The 15,648-nt window shown below is 66.8% G+C and carries 17 protein-coding genes and 1 pseudogene; 13 read left to right on the plus strand and 5 right to left on the minus strand.

The features are described 5' to 3' along the window. Nucleotides 1–309 precede the first annotated feature (309 nt). From G3I71_RS41825 to G3I71_RS41840, 4 genes and pseudogenes are all read right to left on the minus strand, one after another. Nucleotides 310–543, minus strand: a pseudogene (locus G3I71_RS41825) (ISAs1 family transposase); the annotation flags it as partial. Nucleotides 544–561: 18 nt separating this feature from the next. Then, nucleotides 562–2,718 (minus strand): recombinase family protein, encoded by a 2,157-nt coding sequence (locus G3I71_RS41830; RefSeq protein WP_164323586.1) that lies wholly within the window; start codon nt 2,716–2,718, stop codon nt 562–564. A 295-nt stretch (nt 2,719–3,013) separates the two neighbouring features. Beyond that, nucleotides 3,014–3,991: an ISAs1 family transposase gene (locus tag G3I71_RS41835; protein ID WP_343243244.1), complete on the minus strand. Its 978-nt coding sequence runs from the start codon at nt 3,989–3,991 to the stop codon at nt 3,014–3,016. Between the two features lie 340 nt (nt 3,992–4,331). Beyond that, nucleotides 4,332–5,249: an S-4TM family putative pore-forming effector gene (locus tag G3I71_RS41840; RefSeq protein ID WP_164323587.1), complete on the minus strand. Its 918-nt coding sequence runs from the start codon at nt 5,247–5,249 to the stop codon at nt 4,332–4,334. Between the two features lie 324 nt (nt 5,250–5,573). Here G3I71_RS41840 and G3I71_RS41845 point away from each other — a divergent pair, with 324 nt between their 5' ends. Next, complete coding sequence (locus G3I71_RS41845; RefSeq protein WP_164323588.1) at nt 5,574–6,560, plus strand: hypothetical protein; 987 nt, start codon at nt 5,574–5,576, stop codon at nt 6,558–6,560. Between the two features lie 925 nt (nt 6,561–7,485). On the opposite strand, the gene G3I71_RS41850 is transcribed toward G3I71_RS41845, so the two are convergent. Next, on the minus strand, nt 7,486–7,722 hold the full coding sequence (locus tag G3I71_RS41850; RefSeq protein ID WP_164323589.1) for a hypothetical protein: 237 nt from the start codon (nt 7,720–7,722) through the stop codon (nt 7,486–7,488). Between the two features lie 198 nt (nt 7,723–7,920). Between G3I71_RS41850 and G3I71_RS41855 the strand changes: the two genes are divergently transcribed. The 12 genes from G3I71_RS41855 (at nt 7,921) to G3I71_RS41905 (ending at nt 15,457) form a co-directional block, all read left to right on the plus strand. Further along, complete coding sequence (locus G3I71_RS41855; RefSeq protein ID WP_164323590.1) at nt 7,921–8,313, plus strand: hypothetical protein; 393 nt, start codon at nt 7,921–7,923, stop codon at nt 8,311–8,313. Between the two features lie 214 nt (nt 8,314–8,527). Then, nucleotides 8,528–9,670 (plus strand): hypothetical protein, encoded by a 1,143-nt coding sequence (locus G3I71_RS41860; protein ID WP_164323592.1) that lies wholly within the window; start codon nt 8,528–8,530, stop codon nt 9,668–9,670. 82 nt (nt 9,671–9,752) lie between these two features. Then, on the plus strand, nt 9,753–9,962 hold the full coding sequence (locus tag G3I71_RS41865) for a hypothetical protein (RefSeq protein WP_164323594.1): 210 nt from the start codon (nt 9,753–9,755) through the stop codon (nt 9,960–9,962). An 81-nt stretch (nt 9,963–10,043) separates the two neighbouring features. Further along, a complete protein-coding gene (locus G3I71_RS41870; protein WP_239149675.1) occupies nt 10,044–10,631 on the plus strand; it encodes a hypothetical protein in 588 nt (195 codons plus the stop codon). Next, the gene (locus G3I71_RS41875; RefSeq protein WP_164323596.1) at nt 10,628–10,999 is read left to right on the plus strand and encodes a hypothetical protein; all 372 of its coding nucleotides are present in this window, start codon (nt 10,628–10,630) and stop codon (nt 10,997–10,999) included. The genes G3I71_RS41870 and G3I71_RS41875 overlap by 4 nt, the downstream gene beginning before the upstream one ends. A gap of 79 nt (nt 11,000–11,078) precedes the next feature. After that, the gene (locus tag G3I71_RS52455; protein ID WP_275409380.1) at nt 11,079–11,201 is read left to right on the plus strand and encodes a hypothetical protein; all 123 of its coding nucleotides are present in this window, start codon (nt 11,079–11,081) and stop codon (nt 11,199–11,201) included. After that, nucleotides 11,198–12,154, plus strand: a complete 957-nt coding sequence (locus G3I71_RS41880) for a hypothetical protein (protein WP_164323598.1) — start codon at nt 11,198–11,200, stop codon at nt 12,152–12,154. Before G3I71_RS52455 ends, G3I71_RS41880 begins: the two co-directional genes overlap by 4 nt. Next, nucleotides 12,154–12,336, plus strand: a complete 183-nt coding sequence (locus G3I71_RS41885; protein ID WP_164323584.1) for a hypothetical protein — start codon at nt 12,154–12,156, stop codon at nt 12,334–12,336. The genes G3I71_RS41880 and G3I71_RS41885 overlap by 1 nt, the downstream gene beginning before the upstream one ends. Beyond that, complete coding sequence (locus G3I71_RS41890; RefSeq protein WP_164323600.1) at nt 12,333–12,644, plus strand: hypothetical protein; 312 nt, start codon at nt 12,333–12,335, stop codon at nt 12,642–12,644. The genes G3I71_RS41885 and G3I71_RS41890 overlap by 4 nt, the downstream gene beginning before the upstream one ends. Before the next feature lie 96 nt (nt 12,645–12,740). After that, nucleotides 12,741–12,905 carry a DUF6257 family protein gene (locus G3I71_RS41895; protein ID WP_164323602.1) on the plus strand — a complete coding sequence of 55 codons (165 nt, stop codon included), beginning with the start codon at nt 12,741–12,743 and terminating at the stop codon, nt 12,903–12,905. 82 nt (nt 12,906–12,987) lie between these two features. Further along, a complete protein-coding gene (locus G3I71_RS41900) occupies nt 12,988–15,081 on the plus strand; it encodes a cell division protein FtsK (RefSeq protein ID WP_164323604.1) in 2,094 nt (697 codons plus the stop codon). 151 nt (nt 15,082–15,232) lie between these two features. Continuing rightward, nucleotides 15,233–15,457, plus strand: coding sequence for a hypothetical protein (locus G3I71_RS41905; RefSeq protein ID WP_164323606.1), 225 nt, complete (start codon nt 15,233–15,235; stop codon nt 15,455–15,457). The last annotated feature ends 191 nt before the right edge of the window (nt 15,458–15,648 follow it).

Below are 15,648 nucleotides of genomic sequence, written 5' to 3' on the forward strand. Positions count from 1 at the left end.
TACTCCGGCCGCACCTCGGCGACCATGCGGACGGCTCGTTTGCGCAGCTCAAGCGGGTACCGGGAAGGACGTGCCATGACTCGATCCTCTCAAATGATCGAGTCCCTACCGAACCCGGAACGGTTCACTCCTCCTAGCAGTGAGCTGACTCGCAGGGCTCACTGAGATCCGCAGCTCAGAGGGCTTCCTTTGACGATGTGAGCGGCTCGCTCGACTTACGTACTACACGCAACACACTCCACCCCAAAGGTGCTTCAGTGGTGAGTCAACCGACCACCGTCGTGCGTCGCGCAGTTGAGCAGGGCTTGATCAAGTTCCGTAGAGATCCGGGTTGTTGGTGATGCCCAGGATGGGGAGTGCTCGTTCGGGTTGGTCGCGGATCGCGCGGGTGGTTTTGGCGATGTTGTCGGCTCCGAGGGTTTTCAGCACGCCGATGGCGAGGTTGCGGAGGGTGGCCATGGCCCGTGGTGCGGTTCCGGCGTGGACGGTGGAGGCGTCCTCGGCGAAGGTGACGTCTCTGATGTGGTGCGAGGAGTTCTCGATGCGTCAAGCAGGCTGCGCCTATGAGTTGTCCTCGTCGAGGAGTTCGGCGAAGCGGGGATGGATGCGGGTGCGTCGCCCGCGCGTCTTGGCGAGGCGTTCTTCGAGTTCGGTGATCTTGTCTGGTGGGGCGTTCATGATCCATCGGTAGGGGTGCCGTGTCTCCTGTCGTCCGGTGAGGTGCCCGTCGGTGATCCATTTGCGGACGGTGCCGAGGGTGCAGCCGAGGTGGGCGGCGAGGTCGCCCAGCCACCACTCGTGTTCCCGGGGCGCTTCGGCCGGGTCGACCGGCCATGGCCCCGTCTGGGGCGGCAGTGGTCTGCCGTTGCGTTGGAGGATCTGTGCGACGACGCGTCGGCGGATGGGGTCGTCACCGCGTGCCGAGCGGAAGCCGTCGCGGTTGAGCTGATCGGCGATCTTCACGGCGCTGAGGCCGGTATCGGCGAGCTGCAGGATGCGCTGTTCGAGGCGGGGGTAGTAGCTGAGGTGCTCGAAGTACTGGATCGGGCGGCGGACGACGGCTGTGGTCGTCGAGCCGCCGGCCCAGTGCAGGGTGAGGTCGACGAGTTCGCTGTGACCGCGGACGGTGACGGTGATCTCGTCGAGGACGGCCCGGACGACTTCCTTGCGATCGGCGTGGGTGACGCCGGGTGCCTCACAGAGGCGGGGCAGGTCCACGGCGGCCTGCCGGACGGTGTCCTGTTCCTCGCCGGTGAAACGTTCGGGGGTCTGGCGCTGGAAGCGGCGCCACTGCTCCTCGAGATCGCGCTGGGCGGTCAGTGCCACTTCCCATTCGTGTTCCAGATGCCGTGTGACCAGGCGGTTCTCGGGTTCGGCGAGGCGGTAGGAACGCCTGGCGCGGTCCACGTCCTGCTGGGCGCGTTCCCGGCGCTGCTGCCAGACCTTCTCCACGGCGGCGCGGTCGGCCAGGGCTTGCGTCACGGCCTGGACATGGACCTCGACCGCGTCCGGCGCGAGGAGGGCCAGGACCTGCTCGGTGACATAGGGGTCCAGACTGCGTCCGACGACGTGCTGGCAGTGCGGTCCGCCCCCCTCCGAGCGGGCGCCGGTGCAGTTGTAGCTGATCCTCGGCTTCCCGACGTCGACGTGGTAGCCGACGGTCATGCGCCTGCCGCAGCGGCCGCAGCGCAACAGTCCGGCCAGCAGGGCGGGACCGTAACGGACCGATCCGGGCACGTCCCCGTGCGGGCGGTTCGCCTTCAGCCGCGCGAGGTTGGCCTCGTACTGAGCCAGCGTGATGTAGGCGGGCATCGCGTCCTCGATCCACGCCAGATAGTCCTCCCGGCGGGCGGTCCGTCGCCGGGCGCCGCCCCGCGCATCACGCGGGACGGTGTGGTCCAGCGGACGGCGGCCATATACGTAGACCCCGGCGTAGATCGGACTGTTGAGCATGCAGGTCACCGTCGCCCTCGCCGGGCGCTTCCACACGATCTCGCCCCGGTCCGGACCACTGCGCTGCCGCACCCCCATCTCGATACCGTTCTCGACCAGGAACCGCACCACTCCCTGGATCGAACCGATCTCCGCGAACCTACTGAAGACCAGCCGCACCACATGCTGAAGCTGTTCGTCCGGATCGAGCACGGCCTCACCCGACGGGCGCCGCCAGTAGCCGATGGGCAGGGAGATCGCCAGTTCGCCCCGGCGGGCCTTGTTCACCCGGCCGGCCCGCATCCGCTGGTTGATCAAATAGAGTTCGGCCTCGGACATCGTTCCCTTCAGCCCCAACAGCAGACGGTCGTTGTACTCACTCGGGTCGTAGACGCCGTCGGTGTCGGCCAGCAGCGCGCCGCCGAGCGCCGACAGTTCCAGAAGCTGGTACCAGTCCTTCCCCGAGCGTGCCAGACGCGACATCTCGGTGCCCAGCACCAGACCGACATGACCGAGAGAGATCTCCGCGACCAGGCGCTGAAAGCCCGCCCGATGCTCCGAACGGGCCCCGGACTTCCCCAGATCGTCATCGATGACCAGCACGCGGGACGCCTCCCAGCCCAGCGTCACCGCCCGGTCGACCAGCGCGTACTGCAGCCGCGTGGACTCCTGATGGCCTTCCACCTGCTGCCGCGTCGACTGACGGACATAGACCACGGCCAGCCGCTCACGGTGCCGCCCTGTGATCTTGCTCCCGGTGTGTTCCCAGGGCATCACCGCGGCCATGACTCACCGCCCGTTTCCACGAGCGGCACCACCGGGTCCGCGTCCCTGCCCCCGGTGGACTCGCTGCGACGCATCACCGCCAGCCAGTACACCGCCGTCCGCCGACGGGCCCCGGGAAGACTCGCCCGCACCGCGTCCAGCTCCCGGCTCTGGGGCCGTCGTCGACGCCGCCGTCGCGCATGCCGCCTCACCTCCCGCAGCCCGGACGGATGCCTCCCGCAGCCGCTGCACCGCAGCGACCAACCGCAGCAAGCCCGCCCGATCCACCAACGGTCCCTGATTTACGCGCTGTTGACTACCCATGGGCGCAGTCTGCTCGGCGCATCTCCACTCCCCAGTGCCCGCGAATCGCGGCGGCCAGATCGGCCGGGCCGGTCTGGTGGGCGTCGAGGCTGGTGACGGCGTAGACACTCTCACGGGTCTCGCGTTTGCCGGTCTGCTTGCGGCGGCGGTGGACGCGGATGGCCAGGCGGGCGTGGGGAAAGGCGATCCCGCCGAGTTCGTCCGCGACGGCGCAGGTCTTGATCGAGCGGGACTCGCGCCTGCCGTGTCCGGAGGCGGAGGTGGTGTGCTGGACAGCGATGTCCCGCCACGGCAGGGCTGCGAGCTGGGTGTGGGCGGTCGGCTGGTTGGTCTTGATCACGGCGATGTAGTGGGCCTTCTTGGCCTCGACCAGCCAGGAGATGTTCGCCTTGACCGAGTGCAGGGCGTCGAAGGTGACGACGGCGCCGGTCAGGTCCAGCGGTGCCAGGAGCGGTTGGAAGTACGTGGTTTCGTTCGTCTTCGCGCCGACCTCCACCTGGGCGAGGGTCACGACGGTGCCGTGAGTGACCGCGGAGAGCAGATGCCGGCGCGTCGCGGTGAGGCGGGCTGATCCCCTGAGTGCTTTGCCGTCGACAGCGATCACGCGCGAGGGCCCGGACGCGGAGCGGTGCCGGCCGGCCAGGTAGGCGCCGACCGCCTGGTCCAGTGCGTCACCGTCAACAGCCCCCAGCACACGGCCGATCGTGGCCGGCGACGGAGTGCGCCGCCATCCGAGCAGGTGACGCCGAATGCCGATGACTGTCAGGAGTGCGTTCGGGGCACGCGGGGCCCACTCGGCGAGTTCGTCGATGCTCCTGGCTCCCGAGACGACCGCGCAGGCACACACCAGCAGGATCGCGGTCAGCGAGTACCACCGGCCCCGCCGGGAGCGGGGGTCGGGCACCGAGTCGAAGTAGGGGCGCAGGTCAGCGACTCGGCCGGCATCCAGCGGCCCCAGCTTCACCAGCACGGCGGGAATGGGAGAAGATACAGCGGCAGGCACGGGCCACCTCATGATCATCGGGCTTAGACACCACAATGATCACGAAGCCCGTGCCTGCTCCGTTATGCACCCCAACCGGTCACAACCCGACCAGCTGCCCACCCTCGGAACTTGCAACCGCCCTGACTTGCAACCGCCCTGCCTCGGAAGGCGGTGCCGTCAAACTCTGCCATCAGGGCAACAGATCACAGGCTCTATCGATCACTCGATAGAGCCTGTGATCTGTTGTGCACCCAACATGATTCCGATCGGAGGGATTTACCATTAGATGCCACTCCACCACGCGAAGAAACTACCGGTCGCATTTCTACGAAGACACTGGAGGGGGCGAAGATTCCATCAACCTCTTGAACTGCCTCATACCCTCCTCGAAATCTTCGCGATCAACCTCGTAATAACGCTCATAGAACCACCGAGGAACACGTGGAGCCTTTTTTCGAGTCAAGAAAAGGACATCCTCAACTTGACGCGCAAATACCAATAGCCTTTCAGTGGAGCCCAGACTTCGGCCACCTATTACCGCTTCGCAAGACGAATAAACCAATTGACACAGACGATTCCGCTCTGCCGCGATAGAAAATTGCTCTCGGCATGTTTCAAAGCCAAGCATCAGCAACCCTAGCGAAGGAACGAACCAGCGCAATACTAGATCCACTAGCGTGAAGCTTCCAACCGCCCCAAGGATAACGCCGAGACTGACCCATGACGCAGTGAGAAATACAGCTAGATACGCGTATCTCCGCCGAATTCGCTGACCCCACGAGAGATTCTGATACTCCTTGACGAGAACATTGAACGGATATGAAAGATTGGGCATCTCATACCAGTCTCGCAGGGACTGCTCACTTCCTCGATATTGCCTGACGAGCTGCCTTACATCTTCAGCTCGCAGTGGATCCCCTGCCACAACCGCATTCCAAGGCATCCTGAACTGCTGGACATAGAACATTTCCTGCAGTACCGCAGCCATTTGAAGTTTTCTATCAACGTAGCGTTGAAGAAGACTCGCATATACGAACGCCCAAATCACTCCCACAACAGTTCCGGGCAAGGCAGACAGATGAATAACTGGCGCGAGGACGCCTGCGATGGCAACCGCCATAGAAATAAGAGTGCGAAAAGTAGCCACGCGCTGAACTCTCGCGTGCACCACTGTCACCGCCCGCAACACAAACGCTTCCGATGATTCGATCGCATGTCTGATTAGCGGTTCCCCTGCAGCCATTTGTGGCCCCCTTGCCGCATAGCGTTTGCACACTATTAACACTGTGGAGCAGCTAGGGTGTTCGTGTCTAGACTGCGTGACAAACGAAGCACCGGGGGTGCGATGGACGGCCAAGGATTGAGGTCCAGCATAGAGCTGGGGGCATACCTCGGCGATGAGGCAGCGGCCTCAGCCCTCGTCACGTGGGCCCACTCTCGAGGACTTACCGTTTCCGCTCCCACCCCGCCCTGGCGACGACGCGGCGGCACAGGTGCTCAACTCGCCTTGGTGGACTTCGCACCGGAGGAAACAACTCGGGAATCGCAAGGTGTCCACAGGTGCGTAGTGAAGATCAGCTCCAAGGGTGAGCACTCCATTGAGGCACTGCTGCACAAGCGAGCCTGGCAAGCGCGCCCAGATTTCTCCAAGCGCCATCTAGTCCATCAACCGTATCCCCCCATACTGATGATCGACGGAAGATCGATCATGTTCCAGGAAACCGGCAGCGATTTCCACTCGATCCATACCCTCGGTGAGCTTCCTGAAAGGTATCAAGCGTCAGGCTGCAAAAAGGCTACTTTTCTTATCCTGCGCGAGTGGAATGATCTAACCAATGCGCAATCCAGAATCACAACAGCAAGCGAATATTTGAAAATGGAGTTGAGGCATTCTCTATCTGTGGGACGCTCGGCCTACAGATGGGCTAAAGCGGCAAATCTTTTGCCCAGTGATGCACCTTTCATAAGGGTGAATTTTCGTGACAGGGAGCTGAATCTACCGAATCCCATCCAGGTGGCCACAGATGATCACCGTATGCAAGGTATCCACCTCGAGTACCTAGAAGGCCTAACCCATGGAGATCTACACCTGGACAACGCAGTCGTCCCGTGGCCCATTAGCAGTGGCCCTCGCATTGAGCAATTGAGATTCATCGACCTGTCAGCTTTCAGCGATAGCGCACCACTTACGCGCGATATTGTTACGCTTCTGCTTTCGTGCGTATTTCGGAGCATGCGATCTGGATTGAGTCAGAAACAGCAGGAAAGCTCGATCGCACTACTAATCGATCACGACGCGAAACTGAAAGATTATCCGCCTGACTCTCTCGTGGATACAATCGCGGAGATTGCACAGATCGCCGAGGCTTTGCCTAAACAATGGAAGCAGAGATGGCATGCTCAGTACCTTCTCTCACTTCAAGCCCAATCACTAACATATACTTCATATGAGAACGTCGGAGAGCGCGGGCGCGGATTCTTCTTCCAATTGGCAGCTCATGCGGCTGAAGCTTTCCTTGAATCTCAGGGAAATAATTCCTCCGTGTCCTTTTGACGATGGCCAGTTCACACGTACGTGTCCTCTGCGCGCGCAGCGCGTCACGGATTACGCTCAGGGCCAGTGCGGCTGCACTGACGAAAGGTTGCCTTGGAGGACCAAGGCAGCAGCCCAGCCATAGAGGGCGCAAGCTGACAGGTTGTCTGCCCTCGACCTGTCGGGACGGAGAGATGCCGCAAGCCGGTCCCCGAGTCGCGCGCCCGAGGGCATTACCCGACGCTGGGGGCTGTTCACAAGCCTTCTCGTGGCAGCAACCCTCCTGAGCCCCCTCCACAATCGCGAGGGCATGAGGCGCAGCAGCAACAGCCGCAGGGGGATGAGAATGGTTGGCGCCACCTGACGGCGGCCCAACTAGGAACCGAGCTGGCCCTCCTTCGAGTCGCACCGCCTGAACTGTTCCTTCGAAGCGACGCCCACAGGTCCGATTCGGCAATCTGCGTCACACTTGCGCGTTGCTCCTCCACGTTCGAGCATCGACGCTCGAACGATCATGGAAGACCTCGGTCACGGCGCGAGCCGCGCGACCATGGACATCCACAACTTCGTCTGGCTCGACTCGCAGTGTTCAGCGTTTGACCGCGTAGGGGGTGCCTTGAGGGATGGCGGCAACGGCGCGGACGATGACGCAGGTGAGCCGAAGCCCCGCTAGCTGTCGGATCCGCTCCCGAAGGTGGTTGCCGTCAAACACCGCCGTCAAGGCAAAACACCAGAGGCCCCGTGGATTCCTCCACGGGGCCTCTGGTCTGCTGTGCACTCGGCAGGATTCGAACCTGCAACCTTCTGATCCGTAGTGATCTGAAGTTCCTCCACGGGCTCCATGGGCTCTATGGAAGCGGGTTCGACACCAGGTCAGGGGCCCTGTCGGCACCCCGAAATACCGACTCTGTGAGACGCGCGTGAGACGCGAATCCCTGACGCACCGTTAGTCCGCCGACGGCTTCCCGTCCGACTCCGACCAGGGGCCGGCCGGGGGGCGCTCGGGGAGCTTCGCTCCGGGGCGGCGCATGTACCAGCGCATGAACTCACGGATCACCCTGCCGCGCGGACTGCGCCCCTCGGGGTGCACGGCACGCGTCGCAGCCTCGAACGGTTCCCACTCGTCATCTGGCGCCCGGAACCGGCGGGGGGTGTCGTACTCAGTCTCTGTCTCGGGTGTCATGCCCGGGAGAGTACGGCTTTGTAGCCACAGACAGCAAGCGTGCGCACGAGTTTTCGTAGCCACAAACTCATCCCGCGACCCTCTTGTCTTGTGGCTACAAAGCCACTAGGTTTGTAGCCACAAGGACGGCCCCCGGCGGTGCTACCAACACCAATCCGAGGGCCTGACGGAATCACCTGAGCCAACAGGAGACCCGCTGTGCAGAAGTCTGCCATCCGCCGCGAGCACCGCACGACCCGCCGCACTCTTCGCGCCACCCTCCGCCGCCGCGCCGCGGCCACCCGCCTCTCCGCCTCGTGCCGCCGCCGCCCCCGCTCGCTGGCCACCGTGGCGATCGCCGCCGGTGTCGACCGCGAAACGGCCGCCGGCACCGCGAACGGACTCCGCTCCGTCGCGAAGCGCCTCGGCCTCACCCCGACCGCGTCGGCCCGTACCCGCCGCACCGTCGCTGGTGGCCGCGCCCACCAGACCCGCACGGTCTCGCACTACACCGTGGCGCAGGTCGGCCGCCTGGTCGCCGCGTACCGGCCGCGCAAGGCGGAGTACGTCACGGCCGCCGCGCTGATCTCCGCGTTCGCCGCCGCCGCGTAGCAGCACCCCGTAGACGCGCCGTCCGGGGCAGGCGGGAAGGCCTCCCCGGGCGGTGCACCACCAGGCCAAAGGGCGCATTTTACGCGCCACCCGACTGGCAGGGCCAAGAGTCGGGCCCGGACCGCCCGAACGAAGACGGCCCGCCTCGACCGCTCCCACCAGCGCGACTACTTCGACAAGACAACAAAGCGAACTGCCCAAAGGAGTACGCAACATGTCCATCGAAAGCATCGAGTCCATCAACGCCACCACCAACACCCTGGGCACCGCCCGGCTCCGCGTCGTCCCCAACATCCAGCAGCGCGCCGAGCAGCCGCCGATGAGCGCGGTTGTCACCGCGCTCCCCGAGTTCGAGCTGAACAGCCCCGAGCTGCTCTACGCAGAGTCGTTCGTCCCGGACCCGGACACCGGCAGCGTGGAGATCTCCCTGAACTCGCAGGGCAACGGCCAGTTGTTCACCCCTGACCAGGCCGACGACTTCGCCAACAAGGTCATCGTCTGGGGGCGGACGGTCAAGGCGATGGCTGACGCCGCTCGCGACCACAACGACGACGTCGACGAAACCGACATCTACATGCCCAAGCTCGTCCGCGAGTGCGAGCGCCTCGGTCTCGCCCTCCAGCTGACCGACGACCCGGCCATCGACCTGGCCGAGATCCGGGTCATCGACGGCCGTCGCACCCTCATCGCCCGCGTCGACGAGGTGCCGGTGGCGTACGACTCCGTCCACCCGGTCGGCCGGTGCGTCACCTGCAACAACCTGCTGGACGACACTGCGCTCCCGTTCGTCCCTGCCAACGCCATGCCCGGCTACGGCGGCGGCAAGAACATCACCGGCGAGGACATCAAGATCTGCCGTCCGTGCGTCACCGCGTCCGGCCTCCCGCTCACCGCCGCTCAGCGCGGCCCCGAGTGGATGGCCCGCTGGGGCTGCCCCGGGTTCTGCGTCGAGAACCACGGCCAGTTCGGTGCGCTGGAGTGTCACTCCACCGTCCCCGTCGAGACCCGGATGTGCATCGCCGAACTCGACTCCAGCGGCTACAGCGAAAACGGCGAGACCCTGCCCTGGCTGTCCGCGCAGGTCATCGTCACCAACGACAAGCCGCAGGCCTACGGCCGCAAGACCGGCGTGTGGCTGTCCTCCGGGGTGCACGTGGCGGAGATCAGCCCGGCGAAGGCGCGGGAGGCACTGGATGCGATGCGCGGTTTCGTCGCCCGGCTGGCGGCCGTGGTCAACGACGCCGAGCGGATCGCGGCCAACGACTTCGACGGTGACCCGGAGATCGCCCGCCTGGACACCGAGGCCACGGACGCCCGCATCAAGCGGATCACCGAGGCCAGCGCCGCCAAGCCGTAGCCCACCAGTCGGCCCCGGGCCTGGCGACTCCACCGCTGGCCCGGGACCTCGATCAGACCCTTCTGCATCAAGGAGTCCAACCATGAGCACCACCACTCACAGCGCGGCCGTGGTCCGTGCCCTCGCCGACATCGAGGCGAACAAGACCGGTGACCCCGGAGTCGACGAGCTCCTCGACTATGTCGGCCAGCTCATCGTCGAACACGGTGACCCCGGGCCTGTCTTCGCACGCGTCCTGGGACTCATCGAACGCGAGCGGGCCCAGGAGACGCAGACAGTGGATGCCGCCTGAGCAGCTCCTTAGACGGCCCCGGGCCAGCGTCCTACCGCCGGCCCGGGGCCTGGACCGACCCTTCACATCAAGGAGTCAGCCTTGTCCAGCACGCTACCCAGCTGCGGGCAGATGCCCACCTCGAACCCCCTGTCCGAGCCCAGCGACCTCGCCGTCGCGGTCCGCGTCGGACAGAAGATGCTCGCCCGGTACGGCGCCGTCGACAGCGGCGACATCTTCGCCTACGCCCAAGCGCACGGCGGACTCACCGAAGCGCTCCGGATCCTGCTGCGTGCCGTCGGTGCTGAGGTTACGCAACCCCGTAACCTCGCCGACCTGCGGGAACGCAGCGACGAGCCGACCGGCGACTTCCTGGGATCGCAGGAAGCTCCGCCCCGCTGCCCGGCCGCGCACCCCGAGGACCCCACCCCGTGCGTCGGCCCGGTCGTCGTCACCGTCCTCGACGCGGCGAACGCGGGCGCGGACGGCTGCGAACACCACGGTGCCCGACTCCTCGCCTCCCTCGACCGGGGCCGGGTGTACGCCCTGCCGGACGCCCCCGAGGGTGCCGCGATCCGCGTGTTCAAGGCGGCCGACACCATCCGCCCGTTCCCGTGGGTCGACGGCCCGCGCACCCGCGACGAGCAGCTCAGCCGCACCGAGACCCGCGCCAGGGGTGAGCGCCCGTGAGCGAGCCCCGCACGATCACCCTGCTCACCGCCGACCACGGCCCGGTCACCGTGACCTGCCCGGCCTGGTGCGGTGGTCACGCTGACCACCGGCCCGACACCTACCGCGCCGACCTCGACCACAAGAGCCCCGAGCACCGCCTCACCCACAACGGCGAGCTGTTGTGGACCGCCTTCCTCGGGGAAAGCCCCTTCGCCAGCCGTCCCGAGCAGCGCGCCATCGGCGTGTACGTCGAGCAGGGCAGCTACGCGCGCACGTTAGACGCAGCCAGCCTCTACGACCTCGCCGCCACCTTCGAGGCGCACGCCGACCAACTGCGCGACCTCGCCGACCAGCTGCACGCGCTCCTCGCCGGGGAGGGCCAGTGAACGCGCTCACCGACGCCGAGAGCGCCGAGCTGTCCCGTCGTGTCGCCGAGGCCAACCGCCGGTCCGAGAGCAGGCCCCGGTGACCGCCCGCTGGCCCATCGCCAGGCCGACCGAGTCCGCCGCCATCCGCGCGGCGGGGTACGGCATCCGCCTGTGCGCCCAACTCCTGGTGCGCGCCACCACCTCGGATGTGGAGCAATGAAAAACCTCCGAAAGGCCGGCACCTGGGCCCTGCCCGCCGCGCTCACCCTCATCGCCATCGTGTGGGCCGTCGCCGCCATCGGCGACATCCTCACCGCACAAGCCCACCCCGCGTTCGCGTACTCCGTCGCCGCCCTCTACGACGCCGTCTGGCTGTACGCCCTCGCCCAAGAAACCGCACACCGCCGGCAGGGATCCAGCGCCCGACTCCCGAAGGTCATCGGCTGGGTGTTCCTCCCCCTCACCGTGGCGATCCTCACCGTGCACGGACTCCTCGCCGCCGACCTGCTCGCCGCGATCGTGGGCGCCCTCGTCCCCGTCCTCGCGAAGATGACCCTCGTCATGGCCGTCGACCGCGACCGCACCCGGATCAGCGCCCGCGCCCAGGCCGCCATCGACCGTGCCAGGGCGGTCACCCGTGACCGCATCGCCGTATCCCGGGCCGTCGCCACAGCCCGCGCCGACGAAACGAAAGCCGCCGCCGACATCGTCAAGCACACCCGCAAGGCCGAAGCGGAAGCACTCGTCACCACGTACGAGGCGCTGGAAGCGCACGCCGAGATCACCGACCGGCACCCCGTGCCGGACTGGCACACCCCCCTGCCCGCCCTGGTCTCCGACCGAGAGTTGGAAGCCCTCCTGTCGGGGGGTGTGCCGGATGACGAAACCGCAGGCGGCACGGGGGGTTTCGCCCTCACCGAGACCCCCGTGACCGTCACACCGTGCCAATCCGGCACGCCCTCCCTTGAGGGGCCGCAGAACGCGAACCTGCGGGCGGTCGCCATGCTCGCCGCAGAGCTGTACTCCACCGACCCGCCGCCGTCGAAGCGGAAGTTCAGGGAGGCCATGCGGGAGGCCATGAAGGCCCGCGGACTGACCGGCGGGTGGGACGTGATCGATTCCCTCTTCGACCGCGAGAAGGCTCTCGCCGAGCCGACCGAGGGTGGGGAGTGATGGTCGTGATGCGCCTCGTCTTCGGAGCCGTCCTCGGACTCCTCGTCGCCTACCCGGCCCTGCTCACCCTCGTCCTGGCCGTGTTCGCCGCGGCCGTCGCTCAGCCCGCCGTCCTCGCGTTCGCCGCCGGCGTCCTGCTCTGGCCGCGCATCACCCGCCGCGTCCGGGGGTGGACGGCATGAGCGACGCCCTCGACAAGGCGGAGGCCGCCGCCCGAGACGCCGCGGCGAACACGGCCGCCGTGCAGATCGCGCTCGCCGCCGTCGAACTCGCCAAGGCAGCCCAGCAGCAGCCCGCCCCGCAGGCCTGCCAGCACCAGCACAAGCAGGGCCGTGGCGCGGGTGAGTGGCTGGCCATCGGCGGCGCCGTCTGCGTCGGCTCCATCGGCCTCGCCTTCGCGTCCATCGCGCTTGCCATCGCCGCATGCTGCGCAACCGGATGCTTCCTGATCCTCCGCCACCTCTTCAACGACCTGCGCAAGAGCCGCTGACGGCCCCTCCGTCCTCCGCCAGTTGTGGGGCTACCCCCACAACTGCGGGGGTGCGGTGGGGCCGGACAGCCCGGCCCGCAACCGAGAGGACACCCCATGTCTGAACCGAAGCTCACCGCCTGGGAGAAGGCGCAGATCATCCGCCTCGAACTCATCGGCGCCAAGAGGGCGTTCGCCCTCGGCGACAACCAGCCCGACATCGTGCGGAAGGTCCAGCGCATCCGCGACCGCGCCGCCAAGCGCGCCAGCGGCACCAAGTAGTCCACCCGGGGGCGGCCCATCCCGCCAGGTCAGCGGCCGTCCCCGGGCCCCGTACGTCCCATCAGAACGACGGAGAGACAGCATGACCGAGACTGCCGAGCGCCCGCTACACGCCCCGCCCGCCACCGAGACACCCGTAACCGCCACGGAACCGGCCAGCGTCCCGTCCGCGCCCGTACCCGTCGACAACCCGAAGCTTTCCGAGCCCGGGGTCACCACCGAGAAGCGGCGCCCGATCATCGCCCCGTGGATGCGCTCCCGCCGCGACCTGCTCGCCACCATTGAACGCGCCGCTGGCCATGCCGGGTACGCCACGCTGTTCCATGGGCTGCGGACGCCCTGGTACTCGGTGCAGCTGGGCATGATGGCGCCGCGCGGTACGGGCCGCCTGGTCGCGTCCACGAGCCGGTGGGTGTGGGACCGCGAGGCCGCACCCCTGCGGGATGCCGCCGTGCGTACGGAGGATGCCGCCGAGTACATGACGCTGGCCCGCCTGCGCGCTGGCCGCGTCCGCCTGCGCGGCTTCGTGACGGTGGTCGCCGCGGTGTTCGGGCTCGGCTTCGCCCTGTGGCTGTACGTCATGGCGCCCGCCTTCCTGTGCGCGTTCGCGGCCGGCGGGGTGCTGACCCTCGGCTACTTCGGGCAGCAGCCCGACGCCCCCGTCATCGGCCCCGCCGTCATGCGCACCGAACTCCAGAAGCTCACGGGCACCATCGTGCTGCGCGCCCTCGAATCGATCGGCAACGCCCGTATCACCGCCGCCATCAAGAAGGGCGGCGACATGAACGGCATGCGCTTCACCAGCGAGATCACCCGCGACGGCCCCGGCTACCGAGCCGACCTCGACCTCCCGTACGGCGTCGTCCCCGAGGACGTCATGGAGGAACGCCAGGCCCTCGCATCCGGACTGCGCCGCAAGCTCGGCTGCGTATGGCCGTCCGGCGACCGCGAGGAGCACGAGGGGCGACTGATCCTGTGGGTGGGCGACCGGCCGATGAACGAGACGACGAAGCCCCCGTGGCCACTGCTGAAGGACGGCCAGGTCGACCTGTTCAAGCCGGTCGTGTTCGGCAACGACCAGCGCATGCGGGACATCACCGTCACCCTGATGTTCGCCTCCATCGTGATCGGCTCCATCCCGCGCATGGGCAAGACGTTCCTGCTCAGGCTGCTGATGCTGATCGCCGCCCTCGACCCGCGCGCCGAGCTGTACGGCTTCGACTTCAAGGGCACCGGCGACCTCGGCCCGCTCGAGCCCGTGTTCCACCGCTACCGGTCCGGTGAGGAAGACGAGGACCTCCTGTACGTCCTGCACGCCCTACGCGAACTGAAGGATGAGCTGCGCCGCCGGGCCAAGGTCATCAAGAGTCTGCCGCGTTTCCGCTGCCCCGAGAGCAAGGTGACCCCGGCCCTGGCCAGTGACAAGAGCCTCGGCCTGCACCCGATCGTCGTCGGCCTCGACGAGTGCCAGATCCCCTTCGAGCACGAGAAGTACGGGGCTGAGCTGGAGTCCATCTGCACGGACATCGCCAAACGTGGCCCCGCCCTCGGCATCGTCGGCATGTTCGCCACCCAGCGCCCCGACGCCAAGAGCCTCCCGCCCGGCATCTCGGCGAACGCCGTGCTGCGGTTCTGCCTGAAGGTCATGAGCCACACCGCGAACGACATGGTGCTCGGCACCGGCGCCTACAAATCCGGCATCCGGGCGACGATGTTCTCCCGCTCCGACCTCGGTATCTGCTGGATGTCCGGCGAGGGCGACGACCCGGTCATCGCCGCGTCCGCGTTCGTTGACGGCACGGCCGCCGAGCTGGTCGTCACCCGCGCCCGCCAGTTGCGCGAGGAGTACGGCAACATCACCGGGCACGCCCTCGGCCAGGGCCCGGCGGAGACCGCCGGCCTCGACATCCTCGGCGACATTCTGAAGTCCGTGAGCGCCGACGAGAAGGCCGTGTGGTGCGAGCGGATCGCCGCCCGCCTCGCCGAGTTGCGGCCGGACGTGTACGGGGAGTGGAAGGGCGAGAACGTCACCGCCGTACTCAAGCCGTGGAACGTGAAGGCGGGCCAGGTGTGGGGGCAGACCGACGACGGCGAGGGCGCCAACCGGCGCGGTATCCAGCGCGCCGACGTCGCCGCCGCCATCACCCGCCGGGACGCCGACAGGCTCGCCAAGTAGCCCCGATCAAGGCCGCTAGACCTAGCACCCCGCCCTGCTAGGTCTAGCACCCCTACTAGCAGCGGATAACGCCCCTGAGCAGGCACCTAGCGGCTAGCAGGGGCGGCGCCAGAACCCCGGGAAACGCCCGGAACCGAGAGGGAGAGACTCCATGCTGGTCGCTATGGCCGCGGCCGTTCTGTGGCTTGGCGGGTACGCCGCGCTGTGCGCGGTCAAACCGTTCTCCCCGTGCCGCAAGTGTGCGGGGACGGGCGAGGTCGAGTGCTTCCAGAAGGTGCGGACATGCCCCCGCTGCCGTGGGAAGAGACTCCGGCTGCGCGTCGGCCGGCGGGCCCACAACCGTTGGCGCCGCACGTACGACGACGGCACCCGCTGAACGAGAGGCCGTGGCGCGCCGCCTCGCTGGTACTCACCTCACGCGGTCAACATTGGGCAGTAAACCCAAAGGCGATCTTTACTCACGAGTAGGAATGGTCTATCTGACTAGCATCCTGATCCTCATGGACCACCCATGTCGTACTTGATGCGACGAACGGGTTATGTCGGGCGAGCCAAAGCGCCTACGCT

Source organism: Streptomyces sp. SID12501, assembly GCF_010550245.1.
Taxonomy (GTDB): Bacteria; Actinomycetota; Actinomycetes; order Streptomycetales; family Streptomycetaceae; genus Streptomyces.